Here is a 17,594-nt window from a genome sequence, read left to right on the forward strand (position 1 = left end):
GGTGGATCGTTGCGTGCGAGAAGCTATTCACGCCGCCTCTTAGGCCCCTATGTCTAATGTCACAGGAGACAGGATTAGACGTAAAAGCTACTTAGGCGCATGAAAATTATTTTTACCTTTCTTTGTATTGATTTATCTCGCTAAAACCTTGTCATTACAATGTCTAATTTATTATTAGACGATTTAGACAAACTTTTCTTTTTTATGGCACTTGATTAGACATTTTCTCTGAGTATCTTGGAGCTGCGCCAACGAGGCCATGAGATTTCTGGACAAACCGGGAGGAACCAAGATGAATCAGTTAATTCGGCGCCCTGAAGTGCTCCGCCTCGCAGGCTTCGGCAGCAGCTCAAGCCTGTACCGCGCCATGCAGCGCGAGCAGCACCCGTTCCCCAAGCCGGTCAATATCGGCTACCGCTCCGTGGCGTGGGTGGAAAGTGAAGTAGTGCAATGGATTGAAGAAAGAATTGAGCACTACCGTGCAGCTTGAGCCTAACGCCGGCACCGAGACGAGCCTCGGTATCGACCGGGCACCCCGCGCCGCAGGCCAGCGGCATTCACACACGGCATCGCATCGCCAATGCGAGGACGTAATCATGGATTTACACGACATTGCCGAACTCGAGGACACCCCCGCCCCTGCAATCAGGAATGACGCCCCGGCGGAGGACCGCTCCGCCTGGAATCGCGTACACGGCAACCGAAAGCCAAGCCTGAGAGAGGCCATCAACAAGACGTGCCACGACTGCATCTATGACTCGAAAAGCGGCCTTGGCACATGGCGCGAGCAGGTCGCGCAATGCTCATGCACGAGTTGCGGCCTATGGCTAGTGCGCACCGGGCCGGAGAGCGGCCCGCATGTTCGTGCAAAAGCCGACCTTATTGCCATTTCGACCGGGCAACACGGCCCGACGAGAAAAAGAGCGGCAACAACCTAGGGCAACCCTAGCGCCAAGCAAAGCGCGCCGTGCAGAACGGCGCACACGGGCTCACGAGAGCAAAGGATTCAAGGCCGAGCCTCCACCAAAGGCCCTGCCTAATCAGCAAGGATGCAATGCGAGAACAAAGTAACACCGCCGACGGTTATATCCCCGGCCTTGATGACGCCGGGCCAGAATTTGAGAGCCAAGACCCAGAGGATCACATTGTCTTCGACAATCCCGGTGTGTCGTCGCGTACTGAGCAGCCCGCGCCGCTGCATACCGGGCACGGCCAGCCGATGGATTTTGCCTCCCGAACCGCAGCCGAGCGCGAGCCAGCCATGGCCGATAGTCTCGCCGATGGAGTGCTCGACGACGAAGACCCAGAGATCAAGCCGGGCGTCTATCTCGCACGCTTTCACAGCTACGAAACCACGCATCTACCCCGCAGAGGTGCAACGGCGCTCAAGACGCGCAGAACACCGACACAGCCGCCGCGAAAAGTCGAGGAGGGGAAAGTAGTGGCCACGTTCGAGCTTTTCAGCGATGACGGCTCAAGCCTTGGTCTGTACCCGGATCGCTTTTGGACAGCTCAATTCAATAAAGGCGAGCCGCGTGGCGATAGTGGGGATTTTCTGCCACCGACCGGCGGCTACGCAATGGGCCAAGAAATCGCCCGCGTGTGCCGCGCCGAAGAAAACCCCCGACCCTCTCGCCCCATGGCCGCGCTCAGGCGTCAAAAAAGCATCTGGGTGCTTGTCGGCGGTGCATGCAGGGAAGGCGCTGCGGAATATTCCCGCGTGCGAGCGGTGCTCGGAGGGCCAGACATGACCCGAGACGAAGCCGAGCGCATCGCCGCGTCGTGACTCATACGCCGCTAGCACGGCAGAAACTCGCCGCGCGCGCACGCGGGGGAGTAATCCCCTAACCTACTGAGTCGTGTTCGGCCATGTCATGCCGTGCTAGGTGGCGTTTAGCTGTGTGGTGCCGCGTTGCGCGAGTAGCTCCGCCCGAATCCATTGCCCCGCAACGGGTTCGCGCTAGGTAATTACCAAAATGACGGCGGCGCATCGTCCCGTGAAAAGCGAGAGCCGAGCGCCGCTGCATACGCTCGCGCCCGGCTCTTTTCGTTCGCTATCAGCGATTGCCAGAGTCGTATCGACGCCCATTCTGCGTTCCATAGTCGAATGACGACTGACCGGCTGCATTGCGGTTACGCTGCCGTTCGTTGTGACCGCCCAAGTCCGTCTGACCGTTGCCGCCGAAGGTGGCCTGATCGCCAACATCTTCGCGGCCTTGGCCCGTCGCGCCCGATCCGAAACATGTGACGCTCCCGTTGGGATTTGTACGGCAATCTGCCGATGCCAGCGCGGGCAAAGTCAGTAGTAGAGTAGCTATCAGATATCGCATGTATCCCCGTATTTTGGAGCCACATACGTAACATCTTGCGCGCTAGACCCTAAAGGGCGTCATGGATATAGCGTCTTCGATGCAAATAATTCTCGTGCGCATCGTTTCGCGCGAGCGCGCGAAGCGTCAATTGCGCCAAATCCATCTAAGCGCTATACGAGCGTCACCGGGAAAATCGCACGCAGTCCCGCCGATGCACGCCAAACCTGGCTCTTTCGAATCATGGCAGCCATTATTAATTTACATAGCTGCCCGATAAAATTGATATCGCCTGCTATACCACTCGCATGTTGGGGGAGAAATGAAAGCGACAGGCCTTGTAGTGCTATGGATTTGGCTCGGCGGCGCGCTCTTGATGGCAGGTTTTTACATCTTGTCTGATCGAAAAGCCTGCATTGATAACGAAGGTATCATCAAAGGCGTACTTTGGTGTGACAGCCAGCCAAAGACGCAGCTAGGGGTCTCCGCATACTGGTTCACAACCCTTATGAAGGGTGCATCGTGGCCGTTGAAGGCCGCTGACACGCTTTCTAGCTTCGGCGACGCCCATCTAAATGACGACAGCCCGGACCGCTTGAGCTCAAGCATCGGGAGCTATGAACAGAAATACTCATGCAGTCAGCTCGTTAGCGATATCAACGACGGTAGTGAGGCGGCAGGCAATCGGGTTAATGCTCGTTTTGCAACCGAAATATTTCCCGAAGACGACGGGCGCAACGAGCTGCGGCTAAAAGCCATAGCCACGGATTATTTCGGTCACGAACCAACAGTGAACGAGCTCCGGAGATTCTCAGCTGAAAGCGTACGTTTGTCGCTGCCGGTTTGTATGGGCAATCCGACGATGAGCGTCGAACGCGCCGTCTTCATTGGCGCAGACTCGGTGGTTCCCGGAAAACTTTCAACTGAGATTCGGTGACAGTCTTTGCTATACGCTAGAAGCCATCCCAGGCTACTAACGAGCGCAGCTCGCTGCGGAGTACTAACCGTAGCGTAACTTGCTGCTCGCTTAAAAATGTTGGTATTTGTGTTGGTATCTCACCTTTTTGTCATCTATATTTTGGTTTAAAAACAAAAAATTATTAAACCTATAGGATTGACGCCGTCCCCACCAAGCGCCCACCCCGTATCGCAACACGCGATACGGGGTTTTTTTGGCCTCGCTCACGCCGCCAGCAGATTCTGCACCAGCATGCCAACCGCAACGGTCACCATGGCCAGCGCAAGGATCAGCTGCAGCGTTGTCCCGGCGAGATGACGCGCCAGCACTCGCCCGCCCGCCATGCCGAGCACGCCGCCGATCACGAACAGCCCGGTGAGCGACCAGTCGATGTCGCGGCCGGCAAGAACGCTCGACACCAGGCCGGACACGCCGATGAGCGTAATTACCGCCAGGGAGGTCGCTACCGCGCGATGGATACCCATTTCGGTGACGATCATCAGCGCGGGCACGATCAAAAAGCCACCGCCTACACCGAACAGACCTGAAAGAACGCCGACCACGAGTCCGGCGGCCATGAGGGCCGCACTGCATGGCGCGTTCAGTCGCAGTCGCCCGTCGCCGCTGTAGCGGCAGACGGTACCGCGGTCAGACGCCGCGTCCGGCGCCGGCCGCGCGCGTACGATGTTCGATTCCTGCGGTGCCGTACGTGCGCGCCAGCCCATGCGCGCGGCCACGCACAGCATCAGCGCGGCAAAGGCGGCGACCACGCTGGCTTCACTCAGCCGGTCGCCGATCATGACGCCGACCGGCGCTGCCGCCATGCCGCCGGCCGCGAGAATCAGCGCCGCGCGCCGCTCGACGATGGAACGCCACAAGCCTTCGACCGCGCCAAAAGCGGCCGTGATTGCAACGGCGCCGAGCGATATCGCCACCGCGCCGTGTGGCGCGACATCGAGCCCGTAAATCAGCAACGGCACGGCAAAGATCGATCCGCCGCCGCCCGTCAGCCCGAGCGCCAACCCGACGACGATGCCGAAGAGCACGCTCATCGCACCACCCTTGTTCCCCGCCAATACGGCATGCGCGACCTTCCATGCCGGCAAGCATGCCGCGGCGTCGCATCGAAAACACTTTTTGTTATATGCATATTCTTTAATGCTATTTAAGATGTCGCGACTTGTCATCCTGTATCCGCCCGAGGCGCAGCGAAGCGACATCTTTTCCACGGCTTGGAACGTCCGGCATGGCATAGTTGGCGTGTCGTCTTGCCTGGATTGCACGCACACCGGGCCTGCCGTGCCGGCACGGCGACGACGCCTCGCCGCCGACACGCGCCGCTGGCCGTGCCGGCGCTCTCGTTGACCGCTTGCTACCGGATTCGATGACCGACACGAACGTCATTCTCTTCTTCGTCGGCCTGCTGCTGTTTCTCAGCGTGCTGGCCAGTTCACTTTCGCGTTTCGGCCCGCCGCTGCTGCTCATTTTCCTCATGGTGGGCATGCTGGCCGGCCAGGACGGCCCCGGTCAGATCGATTTCGACAACGTGCCGCTGGCGTTCTTCATCGCCAATCTGGCGCTTGCCATCATCCTCCTCGACGGTGGCCTGCGAACGCACCTGCAGACATTCCGCGTGGCGTTATGGCCTGCCCTGTCGCTGGCCAGCGTGGGCGTTCTGGTCTCGGCATCGCTGGCCGGCGCATTCATCGCGGTGTGGCTGAACGTGGACTGGCGCTACGGCCTGCTGCTCGGCTCGATCGTGGCCAGTACCGACGCCGCGGCAGTGTTCTCGCAGCTGCGCAGCTCCGGGGTCACCCTCAACCAGCGCGTGAGCGCCACGCTCGAGATCGAATCCGGCACCAACGACCCGATGGCGATCTTCCTGGTGACGTTTCTGCTGGCCACCATCGACAGCAATGAAGGTTTCACGGCATCGAGTATCGCCAGCCAGATCCTGTCCCAGTTCGGCATCGGCATCGTCGGCGGCATCGTGCTCGGCTACGGCCTGTCGTTTCTCGTCGCGCGCATGCGACTCGTCGAAGGTCTTTATGCGCTGCTGATCGCCTCGGGCGGCCTCATGGCTTTCACCGCCATTAACCAGCTCGGCGGCAGCGGATTCCTGGGCATCTATCTCGTCGGCCTGATCGTGGGCAACCGGCGCAATCACGCCTCCGAGCATGTATTCCGGGTGATGGACGGGCTAGCTTGGCTGGCGCAGGCCGGCATGTTCCTGGTGCTGGGTCTGCTGGTGAACCCGCACCAGCTCTGGGACCACTTCGGCTCGGCGGCCCTGATCGCGGCATTTCTGATGTTCGTTGCCCGCCCGGTCGCCGTCTGGCTGAGCCTGCTACCGTTTCACTTTCCGACCCGCGAGCAGGGCTTCATTGCCTGGGTGGGCCTGCGCGGCGCGGTCCCGATCGTGCTCTCGCTGTTTCCGCTGATGGCGGACATGGAAGGCGCCCAGTTCCTGTTCGATATCACCTTCGCGGTGGTACTCGTGTCGCTGATCGTCCAGGGCAGTTCGCTGGCCTGGACGGCACGTCTGCTCAAACTGCAGGTGCCACGCGAACCCGGCCCCGCGGCGAGCTTTGGCTTTCGCGGCACGCGCCCGGATACGCATGTGCTGCTCGCTTTTCGTATCCAACAGGCGTCGAGTCTCGCGGCCACGCGGGGCGAGGCGCTCAATCGATTCGACGGGCTGCGCTGCGTGGCCGTGACGCGCGCACACCGCCTGTTGTTTCCGAAAGACAAATTCGTCTTCGCCGTCGACGACCTGCTCTATCTCATCACGCCGGAACGCCACAGCGACGAGCTCGGCAAGCTGTTCCGCGGCGAGACCAAACACGCGCCGGAAGCGCGCACCTTCTTCGGCAGCTTCACCCTGCGCGGGGACGCGGGCATGACCGAGCTGGCCGACACTTACGGGCTTTCGTTAAAGGACGGCGACCGAGATCTGGCCATCGCGGACTTCATGCGCCGGCGCCTCAAGCGGCGGCCGGTGGAGGGCGACGTCGTCGATGTGGATACGTTGCGGCTAACCGTGCGCACGCTGCACGCCGGCGTGATCGAGACGGTGGGTCTGCGGCTCAACGAGAACGAGCCCGACGACGAAGAAGCCGACACCGCGAAACGCAAGCGCCGACACAAGCGTGACGGCAGGCGCCGCGGCTGACGTGGCGCCTGCGACTACGCCGGGCTTCGCGGGCGGTGGGCGCCGCCGAAACCGTGTCCCTGCGCGAGGCAGTAGGCAAGCCACTTGTTGAGCAGCAGATTACGCGGCCACTGGGTCTTGAGCACGTCCTCGTCGATCTCGGGCACCCCCGCGAGCGCCACATAACGCGAGCGCGCATCGCAGGAGATCGCCTCCGCGAGCTGGGCGTCACGGTAGATACGCAGCAGCAGATCGGGGTCCGGGCGCAGTTCGTGGCCTTCGCCGAACCAATAGGTCAGATGGATGGTCGTGGTATAGCGACAGCGCTCCACCACCCGCAGATACAGGGTGGCATCCGCACCATGCGACTCGGCCGCGTCGAACGGCAGGTCGAGTTCGGGCACCAGGCGCTCGAAGCGACGATAGTTGCTTTCGTACAGGCCCATCAGGCCGGTGAAGCTGCGCGGCTGGGCGGCCTGGAGCCAGTGGTTGCGTTTGAGTCTGGGCATCTAACGGACTATACGGCAGGGTCGGCGCTTTTCAAATCGACGCCGGACACCGTCACAAGTCCACCTCAGAACGAGCGGCGACGGATGTTCTTGTCCTGCATAATCATCGTCGCGATCTCCTCGATCGACTTGTTGGTCGTCTCGGAATAGGACAGCCCGTGCCGCTTGTACAGGCTCTCGGCCTGACGCAGCTCGTAGCTGACCTGGGGCAGCGCCGCGTACTGGCTGCCCTTGCGGCGCTCGCTGCGGATCTGGTGCAGGCGCTCGGCGTCGATCCACAGCCCGTAGAGCTTGTCCTTGTGCGCCTGAAGCGCCGGCGGCAGCGTGCGGCGCTCGAGATCCTCCTCGGTGAGCGGATAGTTCGCGGCATACACGCCATGCTGCATGGCCAGATAGATGCACACCGGCGTCTTGCCGCAGCGCGACGGCGCGACCAGGATCACCTGCGCGTTCTTGTAGCCGTTCTCGCCCACGCCGTCGTCATGCGTGAGCGCGTAGTTCATCGCATCGATACGCGACTCGTAGATGTCCTCGTCGGCAATGCCGTGGGCACGACCTTCGCGGTGCGTGGACTTGGTCTCGAGCGCACCTTCGAGCGCCGGCAGGAAGGTGTCGAACAGGTCGAGAAAGACCACGTCGCCCTCGCGCAAGATCTCGCGCACCTCGTCGCTGACCGTGGTCGAGAATATGATCGGCTTGAGACCGCTGGCCGCGCCGGTGTGCTCGATGTATTCGAGTGCCGAGCGCGCCTTTTCCGTCGTGTTCACGAACGGCAGCGTGGACTGGCGAAAGGAGCCCTCGTCGAACTGGGTCAGCAGCGTCGCGCCCAGCGTTTCGGCGGTGATGCCGGTGCGGTCCGACAGGAAGAAGATCGAGCGTTTCGGGGTATCGGTCGTCGTCATGGCCGCTATCCTGCACGAGCCGTGCCGCGGCGCCTAGCGGTGCGGTGGGACATCCGCGCCCCGGCAGGCGACGCGAATGTGTAAAATTGCGCGCTCGAACGTTTGCCCTGCGAGGACGGAATCTGTGCAAGACGAGCACGTTATCTGGTTTAGCCAATTGGGAATGAATGACGTCGAGAGGGTCGGTGGCAAGAACGCCTCCCTCGGCGAGATGATCAGCCATCTGGCAGACGCCGGGGTGAACGTACCCGACGGCTTTGCCACCACGGCCGATGCCTATCGCAAATTCCTGGCCCATGATGGCCTCGCCGACCGCATCAACGCAGCGCTCGACGCGCTCGATGTCGAGGACGTCGACGCGCTGGCCGAAACCGGCGAAAAGATCCGCAACTGGGTCATCGAACACCCCTTCCCGCCCGAGCTCGAGGACGCGATTCGCGAATCCTTCGACAAGCTTGCCGGCGAGAACAAGGACATATCGGTCGCGGTGCGCTCCTCGGCCACCGCCGAGGACCTGCCCGACGCGTCCTTCGCCGGCCAGCAGGAAACCTTCCTCAACGTGCGCGGGCTGGATAACGTCATGCTCGCGATCAAGGACGTGTTCGCGTCGCTGTTCAACGACCGCGCCATTTCCTATCGCGTACACAAGGGCTTCGAACACAGCCAGGTGGCCCTGTCGGCCGGGATCCAGCGCATGGTCCGCTCGGATACGGGCGCCTCGGGCGTGATGTTCACGATCGATACCGAATCCGGTTTCGACCAGGTGGTGTTCATTACCAGTTCCTGGGGCCTTGGCGAGGCCGTGGTCCAGGGCGCGGTGAATCCGGACGAGTTCTACGTCTACAAGCCGAACGTCGACGCCAAACGCCCGGCGATTCTGCGCCGCGTGAACGGCGGCAAGGCGGTCAAGATGGTCTACACGGCCGATCGCAGCCACGGCAAGACCACCGAATTCGTCGACGTGGACGCCGCCGAACAGGCGAAGTTCTCGATCACCGATGCCGACGCCGAGGCCCTGGCCGCGCAGGCACTGATCATCGAGCGCCACTACGGCCGCCCGATGGATATTGAATGGGGCAAGGACGGCGAAACGGGCGAACTCTATATCCTGCAGGCACGCCCGGAAACGGTGAAGTCCAACAGCGGCGGCACGCTGGAACGCTATCGCCTCGACTCCTCCGGCCGCGAAGTGCTGGTCGAAGGGCGTTCCATCGGCCAGCGCGTGGGCGCGGGCGCGGTGCGCAACGTCAAGTCCATCAAGGAGATGAACAAGGTCCAGGCCGGCGACATCCTGGTCACCGACATGACCGATCCGGACTGGGAGCCGGTCATGAAGCGTGCCTCGGCGATCGTGACCAACCGCGGCGGCCGCACCTGCCACGCAGCGATCATCGCGCGTGAGCTTGGCATTCCGGCCGTGGTCGGCACCGGCGACGCCACCGACAAGCTCACCGACGGCATGGCCGTGACGGTGTCCTGCGCCGAGGGCGACACCGGCTACGTCTACGAGGGCGAGATCGACTTCAATGTCGACGAGGTCTCGCTCGACGAAATGCCGAAGATCAACACCAAGATCATGATGAACGTCGGCAACCCCGACCGCGCCTTCGACTTCGCGATGACGCCGAACGCGGGCGTGGGGCTGGCACGGCTGGAGTTCGTCATCAATCGCCAGATCGGCGTGCACCCGCGCGCGCTGCTCGAATACGACGACCAGTCGGACGAACTCAAGCGCACCATTGACGCGCATATCGCCGGCTACGCCAGCCCGGTCGAGTTCTATATCGATCGGCTGGTGGAAGGCATTGCCACCATCGGGGCCGCGTTCGCGCCCAAGCCGGTTATCGTGCGCCTGTCGGACTTCAAGTCCAACGAATATGCCAACCTCATCGGCGGCGAGCGCTACGAACCGGACGAAGAGAATCCGATGATCGGCTGGCGCGGCGCCTCGCGCTATCTCGCCGAGGACTTCACGCCCTGCTTCGAGCTCGAGCTGGAAGCGGTCAAGCGCGTGCGCAATGACATGGGCCTGAAGAACGTCCAGATCATGATCCCGTTCGTGCGCACCCTCGGCGAAGCACGCGGCGTGAGCGAACTGCTTGCTACACACGGACTCAAGCGCGGCGAGGACGATCTGCGCGTGATCATGATGTGCGAGCTGCCCTCGAACGCGATCCTCGCGGACGAATTCCTCGAATACTTCGACGGCTTCTCGATCGGCTCCAACGACATGACGCAGCTGTCGCTGGGCCTCGATCGCGACTCGGGGCTGATCTCGCATCTTTTCGACGAACGCGACCCGGCGGTCAAGGTGATGCTCGAAAAGGCGATCTCGGCCTGCAAGCGCCAGAACAAGTATGTGGGCATTTGCGGCCAGGGCCCGTCCGACTATCCGGATCTGGCGAAATGGCTGCTCGAGCAGGACATCGAGAGCATGTCGCTGAACCCGGATACCGTGGTCAGCACCTGGCTCTATCTGGCCGGCGAGCGCGTTTAGGCGCGCCCGCGCCCGGTTCCAACCACAGGAGTCTTCATGGCCGAGACGCTTCCGCTTTTCATCGATGCACAAACGCTGAACAGCGTGCTCGACGAAGCCGGTGTGCAAGTCGTGGCCGTCGACAGCGCCCACGATTACGCCCAGGCGCACATCCCGGGCGCGCTGCAGATCAGCATGGCCGACTTCACGGCGAGCGCGCCGCCGGTGGCCGGGCTGCTGCCCGACGAGGCGGCTCTGCGCGAAGTGTTCTCGGATACCGGCCTGCGTAACGACGCGCATATCGTCGCCTACGACCGGGCCGGCGACGGCCAGGCCGCGCGCCTGCTCTATACGCTGGATGCCATGGGCCACGGTGCGATCTCGTTACTGGATGGCGGCCTGGGCGCCTGGCACGCCGCCGGACTACCGCTCGAGAACGGCGCGCCGCAGGCCGGCGCGAGTACCTTCTCGGTGGAACGCCAGCCGGATCGTATTGCGGACAAGGCCTGGATCCAGGCCCATCTGGACGATCCGGACACCGCCTTTCTGGATGTACGCAGCGCTGCGGAATACGCGGGGGACGACGTACGCAGTGCGCGCGGCGGGCATATCCCCGGAGCCGTGAGCCTCGACTGGAACCTCCTCAAGGGCCCTGACGGCCGTCTGCGGCCGCGCGCGGAACTGCTCCAGCTGATCGCCAGCCACGATATCGAAAGCGAGCGGGACATCGTGAACTATTGCCAGAGCCACGTGCGCTCGTCGTATTCCTACCTCGTGCTCAAGTATCTCGGTTTCGACAAGGTGCGGGGCTACCCCGGTGCCTGGTCGGACTGGGGCAATGACGACAGCACGCCGGTCTCGCGCAACACCGACGCCGCGACACGACAATGACGCACCCGCTGCGCCGTGGCGCAGCCTACGCGATTGGTGGCGCCGCATGCTTCGCGGCGATGAGTGCCCTGGTCAAGACCGTCGGCGGTGACCTGCCGAACTCAGTGGTGGTGTTCTTCCGCAACGCTTTCGCGCTGCTCGTTCTTTTGCCCTGGATCGCGTGGTCGCCCGGCAAGCGCGCCTCCTTCAGCACTCGCCGCCCGGGCATGCATCTGCTGCGCGCGACCACGGGGCTGGCCGCGATGTATTGCTTCTTCTACGCCCTGTCGCAGATGCAGCTGGCCAGCGCCGTGCTGCTGAACTACAGCCAGCCGCTGTTCCTGCCGTTCATCGCCTGGGCCTGGCTCGGCGAGCGTCCGCCCCTGCGCATCTATCCCGCCGTTCTGATCGGCTTCGTGGGTGTGATCCTGATTCTCAAACCCGGCATGGGCTGGGCGGGGCCTGCAGGCATCGCCGGCCTGGCGGCCGGCATACTGGCCGCGACCTCGATGGCCGCCATCCGTCGCATGTCGGATACCGAGCCCGCGGTCCGTATCGTGCTCTGGTTCAGCGTGCTCGGCACCCTCGTTTCCGCGGTGCCGGCCGCGATGCACTGGCAGACGCCCTCGCCGACGCAATGGAGCGCCCTGGCCGGGCTCGGCGTGATCGCCGCCGGCGGACAATTGCTGCTCACGCGCGCTTATGCCCTGGCACCGGCGGCACATATCGGTGCGTTGATCTATACCACGGTACTGTTTGCCGCACTGATCGGCTGGCTTGTGTGGGGCGAGCGTCCCGATATGCTGAGTGGCGTCGGCGGACTCTGCGTGATTGCGGCCGCGCTAATTGTCGTTGTCATGCGCCAACGCGGCTCCCGTACCGCGCGCGCGTGACGCTTTTACCGGAATTGTCATCATGAAATCACCAATCGGGCGCGTCGTGTTGAGCGTGGCGGCCATGCTGGCAAGCGCCGGCTGCAGCAGCCACGGTTACAAAGGCCCGGTAAGCGATCATTTCGACGGGGAACGCTTCTATAACGCCGAGCCCATCGAGCACGGGTTCGGCGACCTGCTGCGCTGGATGCGTACACGCGACAACCATCCCTGGGAGCGAATCGACACATTCGATGCGCCCGCCCCGCCGCCGCCACGGGTCGACGAGGGTGTCACGATTACCTGGATCAACCACGCGACCGTGCTCATCCAGAGCGCGGGGGTGAATATTCTCACCGACCCGGTGTTCTCGCAGCGCGTGAGTCCGGTGTCGTGGTTCGGGCCGCGGCGCTACCATCCGCCGGGTGTCGCCTTCGCGGATCTGCCGCCAATCGATGTCGTGCTCATCAGCCATGCGCATTACGACCACCTCGATCGACCGACCGTCGAACGGCTCGTCGAACACCACGATCCGCTGTTCGTCGCCGGCCTCGGCCTCGGCGCGTGGCTACGCGATACCGGCGCGACACGCGTCGCCACGACGGACTGGTGGGAAAAGGTCGAGCTGCCCGGGCCGCTGGCTTTGACCGCGACTCCGGCGCGGCACTGGTCGCGCCGTGGCATCTTCGATCGCAACAAGACCCTGTGGGCAAGCTACTGGATCGACACGCCGGCGGGCGGCATCTACTTCGCCGGCGACACCGGCATGGCGCCGCATTTCGCGCACATTCGCGAGCGGCTTGGCGCACCGCGGCTGGCGCTGCTGCCCATCGGCGCCTACGAACCGCGCTGGTTCATGGCCCAGCAACACATGAACCCGGCCGATGCAGTGCGGGCCCACGAGCAGCTCGGCGCGATGCAGAGCGTCGGCATCCATTTCGGCACGTTCAAGCTCAGCGACGAAGCGCGTGACGCGCCGGCGGCCGCTCTCGCCGAAGCACGCGCACAGGCGGGGCTGAAACCGCGGGATTTCATCGTGCCGCGCTTCGGCGAGCGCTTCGAACTGTCCGAATCACGCTAGCGCCTGTCAGCGCTAATTCAGGCGCGGCGATTCCGGCGGTTCGACGCGTACTGTGGTGGGCTGGGGCTCGTGATGCAGATGCCACTGGTCGAGCCATTCGCGCAGCTTGTCGACCGGCATGGGGCGGCCGATGTAAAAGCCCTGCATGAGGTCGCAGCCGAGCACGCGCAAGCGATCGGCCTGGTTTTCGTTTTCGATGCCTTCGGCCACGGCCCGCAGTCCGAGTGCATGGCCCAGGCCGATGGTCGCCTGCACGATCGACAGGTCGGTTTTCGAGACCAGCATGTCGGTGACGAAGGAGCGGTCGATCTTGATCTCCGAAGCCGGCAACCGCTTGAGGTATGCGAGCTGCGAATAGCCGGTGCCGAAATCGTCGATCGAGATCTGTACGCCCATATTGGCCACGCGCGTGATGATATCCAGCGTCCGGCGCTGATCGGCCATCAGGGTGTCTTCGGTGATTTCCAGCGTGAGTGACTTGCTTGGCACTTCGTAGGCGGCCAGCAGGCCGGCCAGCACGTCGGGGAAATCGGGGTCGAGCAGTGAGCGCGCGGACAGATTGACCGACATGCGCAGCGGCCAGCCTTCGGCCCGCAGTTCGGCCGTGTACTGCAGGGCACGGCGCAATACCCAGTTCGACAGGTCGCGCATCAGCCCACTGCGCTCCGCGCGTGGAATGAAGTCGCCCGGCATGATCAGCCCGCGGCGCGGATGCTGCCAGCGCACCAACGCTTCGACGCCATGCACGCGATCCGCCTGGATATCGACCAGCGGCTGGAGATGCAGCACGAGCTGGTCGCCGTCGATCGCCGCGCGCAGCTCCGCGCTGAGGCTGTGCATCTCCGCGTCCTTGAGCGGCAGCCGGGCCTTGACCAGTTCGAAGCCGCCGCCCCGTGTCTTGGCGTGCTGCATGGCGCCATCCGCGGCGTTGAGCAGCGCATAGGCGTCGCGCGCGTTGTCCGGGTAGACCGCGGCGCCGATGCTGGCGCCGAGGTTGAGCGAGAGCTGATCGAGCGCACATGGCGGCTCGAGCACTTCCTGAATCCGGCGCCCGAGTTTTTCCAGCACCTCGCTGGACTGCAGGTGTTCGATCAGCACCCCGAAACTGTCGCCGCCCAGCCGCGCCAGCACGAGCGCGGAATCTTCCACCGCGTTGGCCAGCCGCCGGGCCACGCTCTTGAGCACGCGGTCGCCGTTGGCCGCGCCGAATTGATCGTTGACCTCCGAGAAACCGTCGAGGTCCAGCACGATGATGCCGATACGCGTGCGGTTGAGATGCGCCGCGGCAAGGCTGTTTTCCAGCAGTTCGATGAAGTGCGTGCGGTTGGCAAGCCCGGTCAGCGCGTCCTGCTGCTCGAGACGACGGGCTTCGGCCTGTAGCGCCGCCTTGTCGGTTCGCAGGCGATCGGTCTCGTCGAGCACCATGGCGCCGGCTTCGTGCGAGAGGATCACGTGCACATACTGCCCCCACAGGGCGAACACGAACGGCATGACGTCCATCGCCAGCAGCGTCACGTTGTTGCGCTGGGCGGCATAGAGATTGGACAGGGTCAGCGGCTCACCGGCCAGAACGACGGCGGCGACGGTGGCCAGAACGACGGCAACGACGGCAATCGCCAGGCCATAGTAGGCATAGCGAGAAACCCGACAGCGCAAAGCGCGCACCAGGTGCGAGAAATACTCCGCGTTGGACTGTTGCAAACCGGCCTCCCCCCAGGCGATGACCCGACTTTAGCATTGAGAACTGAAAAAAACAGCCGCATTCAGTTTGTTATCGACGCCTGAACCGGGCGGGCTCATCGTCGGGCACGTCTACCGAGCGGAACGCCCATCTCGACCAGGGCCGATTCGAGCGCTCTGAACGCGTTATCGGCCGCAACCGCGCTTCCCCTTACCCCGAATTCGATCGCGCGTCGCCCGCTGGCATTGGGCAGACAGGCGATTCGTACATCGGGATGGGCATCCATGACGTGCTGCATGAGATCGATGAGCGCACTTTCCGGCGTGTCGCGCACTTCCAGCAACAACTCCACGTTGCGCTCGGCGCGCTGCAGGTCGGCATAGTGGGTATCGAGCACCCACTCGACCATCGGCCACGCCATTTTCGGGAAACCGGGCACGAAATGGTGATGGCCAAAGGAAAAACCGGGCACCTGATTCACGGGATTGGGGATTACCCGTGAGCCGACCGGCCATTCGACCATATGGATACGCTTGGGGTAAGCGTCGTCGCCGAAGCGCGCTTCGAGCAGCGCCCTGCCTTCGGCGTTGAACTCCAGCGATACGCCGACCGCTGCGGCCGCGCATTGGCGGGTGCGATCGTCGGGCGTCGCACCGATCCCGCCAAAGCTGAAGACGATGTCGTCGCCGCTCATCGTCTGTCGCAGCGTGTCCTCGAGCAGACCGGCATCGTCGCCGACCATACGCGCCCAGGACAGCTCCATGCCGCGGGCGTCGAGGATGTCGATGACGCTCGGCATATGCTTGTCGACGCGCTTTCCGGACAGCAGTTCGTCGCCGATCAGCAGAATGCCGATCCGTTCGCGGCGGGTGGCTGGCGCGCTCATTGGCCGATGCGCAAGCACAAACAAGCGGGCCACGTCGAAACGTGGCCCGCCTGAACACCGGTGCGGCCTGCGGTCATCAGGCCTCGGGCAGCCAGCCCGACTGCTCGATGGCACCGAAGATATCGGTCTCGGTGGTGATGCCGAGCAGCTCGCCATCCTTGCCGGCCACCAGCAGGCGGCTGATGTTCTTCTCGGCAATGACGTTGGCCGCTTCGCGCAGCTGCGTCTCGGGCGCCACCGTGACCACCGGACGCGACGCAATCTCGCCGACCGTGATGTCCGTGGGCGACTTGTTGTCGCGCACGATCTTGGTGACGATATCGCGGCGCGTCATGATGCCCCACTCGCCCGAGTCGTTCTGTTCCACGACCAGCGAGGACACCTCGTTCTTGCGCATCTCGTGCATCGCATCGTGCACGCTGGTGGCATCGGTCACGGTGATCAGCGAACGGGTCATCACGTCCGACACGGACGTCGGCGTGCGCCCGCTCGCCATCATCTCTTCCATCGGCTGCAGCAGACGACGGATCTCGCGCTGCTTGCGCTCGCGCGCCAGCTTGTCACTGCGCTGCTGGCGCTTGGTTTCGAGATCGATGCCGCCCTGGATCTGCTCGATCAGCGCGTCCGCGAACTGGCTGGTGCCGACTTCCGTGGCGCCTTCCATGTTGCGGGCGAAATCGTAGGTCACGATCTTGTCTGCCAACACTTCCGGGTAGGCCAGCGAAATCAGGTCCGCGGCCTCCTGCCAGCCGATGTACTCGAGCATGTTCACGCCCGAGAACAGCAGCGAACCGGGGTTGACCTTGTTCTTGTCGGCGTACTTGGGTGCGGTGCCGTGGGTGGCCTCGAACACGGCGATGTTGTCGGACATGTTCGCGCCCGGCGCAATACCGATGCCGCCGACCTCGGCCGCCGCGGCGTCCGAGAGATAGTCGCCGTTGAGGTTCATGGTGGCGAGCACGTCGAAATCATCCGGGCGCAGCAGCATGAGCTGGAAGATGATGTCGGCGATGCGGTCCTTGATCACGATCTTGCCTTCCGGCTGACGACCGTTGTACTCGGAGTACAGCTGGTCCTCGGTGATCGTGCAGTGGCCGAATTCCTCGCGGGCGACTTCATAACCCCAGGCACGGAACGCGCCCTCGGTGAACTTCATGATGTTGCCCTTGTGCACCAGGGTCACCGATTCGCGGCCGTTGTCGATCGCGTACTGGATGGCCTTGCGCACCAGGCGCTTGGTGCCGAACTCGGAAATCGGCTTGATGCCAAGGCCGGCATCGTCGAAGAAGTCCGCCTTCATTTCGTCCTTGAGAAACTTGGCGAGCTTCTTGTTCTCGTCCGAACCGGACTGGTATTCGATACCGCAGTAGACGTCCTCGGTGTTCTCGCGAAAGATCACCACGTCGACCTTGCCCGGATCCTTCAGCGGCGACGGCACGCCGGTGTAATGGCGCACGGGTCGCACGCAGGCGTACAGATCCAGCTCCTGACGCAGCGACACGTTCAGCGAACGAAAGCCCTCGCCCACCGGCGTGGTTAGCGGGCCCTTGATCGCGACCCAGAGATCCTTGATCGCTTCGAGCGTCTCGGCCGGGAAGTAGTCGCCGTCGTAGACCTTTGCGGCCTTCTCGCCCATGAACAGCTCGGCCCAGTGGATCTTGCGCTTGCCGCCATAGGCCTTTTCGACCGCGGCGTCCCAGATGCGCAGGCAGGCCTTGGTGATATCGGGGCCGATACCGTCACCCTCGACATAGCCGAGGATCGGGTTGTCCGGCACATTCATCTGATCGTTCTCGACGGTGATCTTCTGACCGTCTTCAGGCAAGCGCACGTGCTTGTAGGCCATGGGCCACTACTCCTTGATAACTTCTCGCAAAACAAAGCGCCGCCGGGGGCAAC

At 63.2% G+C, this 17,594-nt stretch carries 15 protein-coding genes and 1 pseudogene; 9 read left to right on the plus strand and 7 right to left on the minus strand.

From position 1 onward, the window contains the following. The first annotated feature begins 292 nt into the window (after positions 1-292). The 4 genes from J7355_RS09160 to J7355_RS09175 all read left to right on the plus strand — a co-directional run bounded on the left by J7355_RS09160 (position 293) and on the right by J7355_RS09175 (position 3,246). Positions 293-490 carry an AlpA family phage regulatory protein gene (locus J7355_RS09160; protein ID WP_209061893.1) on the plus strand — a complete coding sequence of 66 codons (198 nt, stop codon included), beginning with the start codon at positions 293-295 and terminating at the stop codon, positions 488-490. 106 nt (positions 491-596) lie between these two features. Then, positions 597-938, plus strand: coding sequence for a hypothetical protein (locus tag J7355_RS09165; protein WP_209061894.1), 342 nt, complete (start codon positions 597-599; stop codon positions 936-938). 116 nt (positions 939-1,054) lie between these two features. Then, positions 1,055-1,786, plus strand: coding sequence for a hypothetical protein (locus J7355_RS09170; RefSeq protein WP_209061895.1), 732 nt, complete (start codon positions 1,055-1,057; stop codon positions 1,784-1,786). A gap of 845 nt (positions 1,787-2,631) precedes the next feature. Continuing rightward, on the plus strand, positions 2,632-3,246 hold the full coding sequence (locus tag J7355_RS09175) for a hypothetical protein (protein WP_209061896.1): 615 nt from the start codon (positions 2,632-2,634) through the stop codon (positions 3,244-3,246). A 245-nt stretch (positions 3,247-3,491) separates the two neighbouring features. On the opposite strand, the gene J7355_RS09180 is transcribed toward J7355_RS09175, so the two are convergent. Beyond that, a complete protein-coding gene (locus J7355_RS09180) occupies positions 3,492-4,556 on the minus strand; it encodes a sulfite exporter TauE/SafE family protein (protein ID WP_209061897.1) in 1,065 nt (354 codons plus the stop codon). Positions 4,557-4,651: 95 nt separating this feature from the next. Here J7355_RS09180 and J7355_RS09185 point away from each other — a divergent pair, with 95 nt between their 5' ends. Further along, entirely contained in the window at positions 4,652-6,439 is a 1,788-nt protein-coding gene (locus tag J7355_RS09185; protein WP_209061898.1) for a potassium/proton antiporter, read from the plus strand. Positions 6,440-6,453: 14 nt separating this feature from the next. On the opposite strand, the gene J7355_RS09190 is transcribed toward J7355_RS09185, so the two are convergent. Together J7355_RS09190 and J7355_RS09195 are read right to left on the minus strand one after the other, a co-directional pair. Next, positions 6,454-6,927 (minus strand): DUF1249 domain-containing protein, encoded by a 474-nt coding sequence (locus J7355_RS09190; RefSeq protein WP_209061899.1) that lies wholly within the window; start codon positions 6,925-6,927, stop codon positions 6,454-6,456. A 65-nt stretch (positions 6,928-6,992) separates the two neighbouring features. Then, the gene (locus tag J7355_RS09195; protein WP_209061900.1) at positions 6,993-7,829 is read right to left on the minus strand and encodes a pyruvate, water dikinase regulatory protein; all 837 of its coding nucleotides are present in this window, start codon (positions 7,827-7,829) and stop codon (positions 6,993-6,995) included. Positions 7,830-7,905: 76 nt separating this feature from the next. Between J7355_RS09195 and ppsA the strand changes: the two genes are divergently transcribed. From ppsA to J7355_RS09215, 4 genes are read left to right on the plus strand one after another with little or no spacing between them, the layout of a single operon-like run. After that, a complete protein-coding gene (ppsA, locus tag J7355_RS09200; RefSeq protein ID WP_209061902.1) occupies positions 7,906-10,326 on the plus strand; it encodes a phosphoenolpyruvate synthase in 2,421 nt (806 codons plus the stop codon). 36 nt (positions 10,327-10,362) lie between these two features. Further along, positions 10,363-11,196, plus strand: coding sequence for a sulfurtransferase (locus tag J7355_RS09205; RefSeq protein WP_209061904.1), 834 nt, complete (start codon positions 10,363-10,365; stop codon positions 11,194-11,196). After that, the gene (locus J7355_RS09210) at positions 11,193-12,068 is read left to right on the plus strand and encodes a DMT family transporter (protein ID WP_209061906.1); all 876 of its coding nucleotides are present in this window, start codon (positions 11,193-11,195) and stop codon (positions 12,066-12,068) included. Before J7355_RS09205 ends, J7355_RS09210 begins: the two co-directional genes overlap by 4 nt. Positions 12,069-12,090: 22 nt before the next feature. Continuing rightward, a complete protein-coding gene (locus J7355_RS09215) occupies positions 12,091-13,128 on the plus strand; it encodes an MBL fold metallo-hydrolase (RefSeq protein ID WP_209061908.1) in 1,038 nt (345 codons plus the stop codon). Between the two features lie 12 nt (positions 13,129-13,140). On the opposite strand, the gene J7355_RS09220 is transcribed toward J7355_RS09215, so the two are convergent. From J7355_RS09220 to icd, 4 genes and pseudogenes are all read right to left on the minus strand, one after another. Continuing rightward, on the minus strand, positions 13,141-14,829 hold the full coding sequence (locus J7355_RS09220; RefSeq protein ID WP_209061910.1) for an EAL domain-containing protein: 1,689 nt from the start codon (positions 14,827-14,829) through the stop codon (positions 13,141-13,143). A gap of 95 nt (positions 14,830-14,924) precedes the next feature. Beyond that, positions 14,925-15,695 carry a molybdopterin-binding protein gene (locus J7355_RS09225; protein WP_209061912.1) on the minus strand — a complete coding sequence of 257 codons (771 nt, stop codon included), beginning with the start codon at positions 15,693-15,695 and terminating at the stop codon, positions 14,925-14,927. Between the two features lie 76 nt (positions 15,696-15,771). Then, positions 15,772-16,203, minus strand: a complete 432-nt coding sequence (locus J7355_RS17710) for a CBS domain-containing protein (RefSeq protein WP_348523024.1) — start codon at positions 16,201-16,203, stop codon at positions 15,772-15,774. 96 nt (positions 16,204-16,299) lie between these two features. Then, a pseudogene (gene icd / locus J7355_RS09230) lies at positions 16,300-17,541 on the minus strand (isocitrate dehydrogenase (NADP(+))); the annotation flags it as partial. Between the last annotated feature and the right edge of the window lie 53 nt (positions 17,542-17,594).

Origin of the sequence: Endozoicomonas sp. G2_2, assembly GCF_017744135.1 — a bacterium.
Classification (GTDB): Bacteria; Pseudomonadota; Gammaproteobacteria; order Nevskiales; family Salinisphaeraceae; genus Salinisphaera.

What these genes read in the sequence shown, in the direction of transcription:
- J7355_RS09195 (WP_209061900.1), bottom strand. Translation starts at nt 7,829, where the DNA reads ATGACGACGACCGATACCCCGAAACGCTCGATCTTCTTCCTGTCGGAC.
- J7355_RS09160 (WP_209061893.1), top strand. Translation starts at nt 293, where the DNA reads ATGAATCAGTTAATTCGGCGCCCTGAAGTGCTCCGCCTCGCAGGCTTC.
- J7355_RS09170 (WP_209061895.1), top strand. Translation starts at nt 1,055, where the DNA reads ATGCGAGAACAAAGTAACACCGCCGACGGTTATATCCCCGGCCTTGAT.
- J7355_RS09210 (WP_209061906.1), top strand. Translation starts at nt 11,193, where the DNA reads ATGACGCACCCGCTGCGCCGTGGCGCAGCCTACGCGATTGGTGGCGCC.
- J7355_RS09190 (WP_209061899.1), bottom strand. Translation starts at nt 6,927, where the DNA reads ATGCCCAGACTCAAACGCAACCACTGGCTCCAGGCCGCCCAGCCGCGC.
- J7355_RS17710 (WP_348523024.1), bottom strand. Translation starts at nt 16,203, where the DNA reads ATGGAAGAGATGATGGCGAGCGGGCGCACGCCGACGTCCGTGTCGGAC.
- J7355_RS09205 (WP_209061904.1), top strand. Translation starts at nt 10,363, where the DNA reads ATGGCCGAGACGCTTCCGCTTTTCATCGATGCACAAACGCTGAACAGC.
- J7355_RS09165 (WP_209061894.1), top strand. Translation starts at nt 597, where the DNA reads ATGGATTTACACGACATTGCCGAACTCGAGGACACCCCCGCCCCTGCA.
- J7355_RS09225 (WP_209061912.1), bottom strand. Translation starts at nt 15,695, where the DNA reads ATGAGCGCGCCAGCCACCCGCCGCGAACGGATCGGCATTCTGCTGATC.
- J7355_RS09185 (WP_209061898.1), top strand. Translation starts at nt 4,652, where the DNA reads ATGACCGACACGAACGTCATTCTCTTCTTCGTCGGCCTGCTGCTGTTT.
- J7355_RS09175 (WP_209061896.1), top strand. Translation starts at nt 2,632, where the DNA reads ATGAAAGCGACAGGCCTTGTAGTGCTATGGATTTGGCTCGGCGGCGCG.
- J7355_RS09215 (WP_209061908.1), top strand. Translation starts at nt 12,091, where the DNA reads ATGAAATCACCAATCGGGCGCGTCGTGTTGAGCGTGGCGGCCATGCTG.
- ppsA (WP_209061902.1), top strand. Translation starts at nt 7,906, where the DNA reads ATGTGTAAAATTGCGCGCTCGAACGTTTGCCCTGCGAGGACGGAATCT.